This is a genomic window from Candidatus Rickettsia tasmaniensis, from assembly GCF_036857515.1.
GTDB lineage: Bacteria > Pseudomonadota > Alphaproteobacteria > Rickettsiales > Rickettsiaceae > Rickettsia > Rickettsia rickettsii.
The window spans coordinates 1-3,963 of record NZ_JAQCNX010000042.1 but is presented as its reverse complement, the minus strand read 5'-3'; the positions used below and the strand labels follow the sequence as shown (position 1 = coordinate 3,963).

Here is a 3,963-nt window from a genome sequence, read left to right as displayed (position 1 = left end):
TTATTAATAATATGTCTTTGAAGATAAATGCCAATAAGTTTCTTGGTATTGTAGGTAGATCAGGTGCAGGAAAAAGTACTGTGATACAGTTACTGCTGCGTTTTTACCGGCAAGAAAACGGCACTATCCTTATTAACAATCAAGATATAACTCTTTTAAATCCTGCTGAAATTCGTAAATTAATTGCCTATGTTCCTCAAGAGGCTAGCATTTTTTCTGGCACTATAAAATCAAATATTATATTCGGTAATAATGAAGCAAGCGACGACGAAATAAATGAGATAATAAAAATTACAGGAATAGAAGAATTTGCTGCTAAACTTCATGACGGTATAAATGCTGAAATCGGTGAAAGAGGGGTTAGATTATCAGGAGGACAGAAACAAAGAATAGCTATTGCTAGAGCATTACTACGCATGCCCCAAATTTTGCTTCTTGATGAGGCAATGAGTGCTTTAGATACGATGGGCGAACAGAAATTACTAGAGTCTATAAAAAAAATAATGAAAGGGAACATTATTATATCAATTGCCCATCGAATTAGTAGTATAGAATCAGCTGATTATATTTTAGTAATAGATAAAGGAGGAGTAGTCGCTGAAGGATCACATAATGATTTATCTAAAAACTCAGAAATTTATCGGAATATTTGCAGAGAGCAGTTAACAATATAAAGGGGTATGTCATTCCTGCGAAAGCAGGAATCCAGTCAACCTTAATGTCATACCACGACTTGAGCGTGATATCTTAGGGCATAATCTGTGACACAAGATCCCGTGATCAAGCCATGGTGATACTCTGAACGCTTTTTACTGGATTCCCGCTTTCGCGGGAACGACAATAAAGTATATAATTGATATATTTGTTACAATAAAAGTTCCTTAGTATAAAAAATTTAAATGTTTAATATAATTTAGTTTGAAAGCTGCCGTGGCTTTGTTATAATCGCAGCTACAAAACAAAAAAGGTTTACAAAATGAAAAACTTATTAAAGATTTTATTAATGCTAGCTTTCGCAAGCTCAGTATTTGCTTCATCAATGCAAATGCCTGCCCCAGCTTCAGTTACAACAACCCAAATACAAGCTATGAGTACTGACGATCAACAAGCTTGGGTTGCTAGTTTAACAGCAGATCAGTATAATATGTTAAGTCCTGATGTCCAAAAGTGGGTAATGGAGAATACTACCGATACTCAAAAACAAGCTTTAGGAATTAATCAGTAATATTTTAATTAATTTTTAAAATTGATAGGGGACTGTTAACAAAATAATTTTAATTGATAATTAAAAAGAATTTTTAGTGAAAATTAATAAGATTTTTGAAGGAATAGTTAATCCTATTTCAAAAAAGCCTTATAATTTGCAGTAAAAATAAATTTAATTAGCTTTAAACTTTATTTTGTTAATAGTCCCACATGTTAGGAATCATTATTCTTAACATATATCACTAAAAGTTTCTGCTTGCACTTCCCTTTCAGTCTTCCTGTTATCGTGTCATGTATATACTCCTGATAAATAAAAATTGCTAGACGAGCATAAAGATTCATTTATTCTTTCTTTAGTAAAACAATACACTAATTATTGTAAGCTATAAGAATATAGAAAGCTAATTTGTTGTGTAGCTTTGCCATTCCTGCGTCCTTATTTATGTCATTCCCGCAAAAATGTTGTTGCGTGGATCGGTTTTCCCATCATTGCAAGAAAATTTACAATAGTAAATTGACGAAGCAATCTTGGGAAGAATTCCTGAGATTGCCATGCTCACTAACGTTCGCTTGCAATGACGACTTGGTATCTATGCAACAATGCCGCGCAGGGATAACATCGCGCAGGCTTTCGGATTCAATAATACTTTCTAAAATAACCTCAAACTAACAATTACTTATGAAATTAATTATTACCGTAATCATCATGGAAATACTCGCTGGAGCGGAAATAGATTTATTCGTTCCAAGTTTTCCTGAAATACAAGATACATTCAACCTTTCAACTTTTATGACAGAGTTACTACTTGGTGTTAATCTAACTGCTTATTGTATTACTTCGCTTATAGTCGGTAATTTAGGAGATAGGTACGGACGCAGACCGATTATTATACTCGGTTTACTGATTTTTAATCTTGGTAGTTTATTTTGTGTATTTGCAAATAATTATGCAGCTATATTATTTGGAAGATTTTTGCAAGGATGCGGGATATCATCGGTTGCAGTGCTAGTATATGTTGTTCTTGCCGATATTTATTCGGTACAAGAACAGCAAAGATTCATGGGCATTTTAAACGGCACTATTGCCCTTGCTATGGCAATAGCACCGGTTATAGGTAGCTACGTCAATTTATTTTGGGGCTGGCGTGGCAATTTTGTTTTGTTGCTTATAGTAGGTTTGATCAGCCTAATTCTTGGTATATTATTTATTCCAAAAAGAGAAGTTACTAAAAAAATACGTATTTCTTTAAAAGAATATATACCTATCTTCAAATCGCCAAAAGCTATATATTATATACTTACAATGATATTTCTTGCACAAGGATATTGGATATTTATTGGGATTGCTCCTATTTTATATATGCAAGATTTAGGTGTAACTTTAGAATATTTCGGACTTTATCAAGGAGCAATGGCAGCTCTATTCTCAATTATGAGCTTTTCAAGCGGTTATTGCTTTAAAAAATTCGGTATTAAAAATTGCTTCTATTTTGGAGTTATATTTATAATACTATTCCTACTAGGAAATAGCATATTAGTTGTATATAATATTAATAATCCTTTAACCATAACAATAGTTACTTTATTATTATCTCTTGGCGTGATATATCCGATTAACATATTATGGCCATTGCTTTTAGAAGCTATTCCGGACGGTAAAGCTCGTATGACGGCTATTTTCACTGCGGCTAGATTGATTTTAACGGCATTTGGGCTACAATTAGTAGGATTTTTATATAACGGTACTTTTACTCCTCTTGGCATTACTATATCCAGTGCTACGCTATTTGGGTTAGTAACATTACCTAAATTATTTAAGTATGATAAAGTCTTTGAGATTTCTAGTAACGTGTAGATGTCTTTATGTCATCAATTGTGTCATCATTGCGAGGAAAAACTGTAAGTTTTGACGAAGCAATCTCAGGAATTTGTTATTATTTCATAAGATTGCCACGCAGCCTACGGCTGCTCGCAATGACAAAAAAGCTGATTCACGCAGGAATAACCTAGAAACGGATGTAAGAAAAAATAAACAAATGATCAATAACAATTTTATCTTCAAGATAGCTTTTAGATATTTTAGAGCTAAGAAAAACGAAAAGTTTGTTTCTATTATTTCTGCCTTTTCTTTAGTGGGCGTAATGATCGGCGTTGCAGCATTGATAGTAGTCATGTCCGTTATGAACGGTTTTCATATAGAGCTTACTAAAAATATTATCGGCTTAAATGGGGATATAGTAATAAATCGGCAAGGTGGTAGTATTGATAACTATGAAGAGATTAAAGCCAAACTCCTAAAACAAGATTATGTAAAGCATGTAACATTCATTGCTCACGGTCAAGCTTTGGCTCTTGGTAAAAGTAATAATAGCGGTGTGCTTGTTAAAGGTATGAAATTAAAGGATCTAAGTGTAAGAAATGAAATTTTTAAAAATGTAAATTTTGGTAGTTTTGATAATTTTCACGGCAAAAACGTAATAGCACTCGGAGAACAATTAGCAAGCAATTTAGGCGTAACCGTTGGGGATAAGATTAGATTAATTTCACCGAATTCAGTTTCTACCACCTTTGGCAGTATACCAAGATCAAAAGAATTTAAAGTTATAGCAATTTTCAATAGCGGTATGTATGATTATGATTTGACAACGATATTAATGCCGCTTACCGCAGCACAAAATTTCTTATCTCTCGGCGACGATATTAATTTAATCGAAATTAATAGTCTAGATCCCAATAACGCTCTCGCATATTCATATA

General features: G+C 33.0%; 4 protein-coding genes. All 4 read left to right on the top strand.

The features are described 5' to 3' along the window. On the top strand, positions 1-674 hold a 674-nt coding region (locus O6R16_RS07515), incomplete at its 5' end, for an ABC transporter ATP-binding protein (protein WP_499680658.1). A 302-nt stretch (positions 675-976) separates the two neighbouring features. After that, positions 977-1,225: a DUF2673 domain-containing protein gene (locus O6R16_RS07510; RefSeq protein WP_499680657.1), complete on the top strand. Its 249-nt coding sequence runs from the start codon at positions 977-979 to the stop codon at positions 1,223-1,225. A 660-nt stretch (positions 1,226-1,885) separates the two neighbouring features. After that, the gene (locus O6R16_RS07505) at positions 1,886-3,061 is read left to right on the top strand and encodes a multidrug effflux MFS transporter (RefSeq protein ID WP_499680656.1); all 1,176 of its coding nucleotides are present in this window, start codon (positions 1,886-1,888) and stop codon (positions 3,059-3,061) included. A gap of 181 nt (positions 3,062-3,242) precedes the next feature. Next, on the top strand, positions 3,243-3,963 hold a 721-nt coding region (locus tag O6R16_RS07500; RefSeq protein ID WP_499680659.1), incomplete at its 3' end, for an ABC transporter permease.

What these genes read in the sequence shown, in the direction of transcription:
- O6R16_RS07510 (WP_499680657.1), top strand. Translation starts at nt 977, where the DNA reads ATGAAAAACTTATTAAAGATTTTATTAATGCTAGCTTTCGCAAGCTCA.
- O6R16_RS07505 (WP_499680656.1), top strand. Translation starts at nt 1,886, where the DNA reads ATGAAATTAATTATTACCGTAATCATCATGGAAATACTCGCTGGAGCG.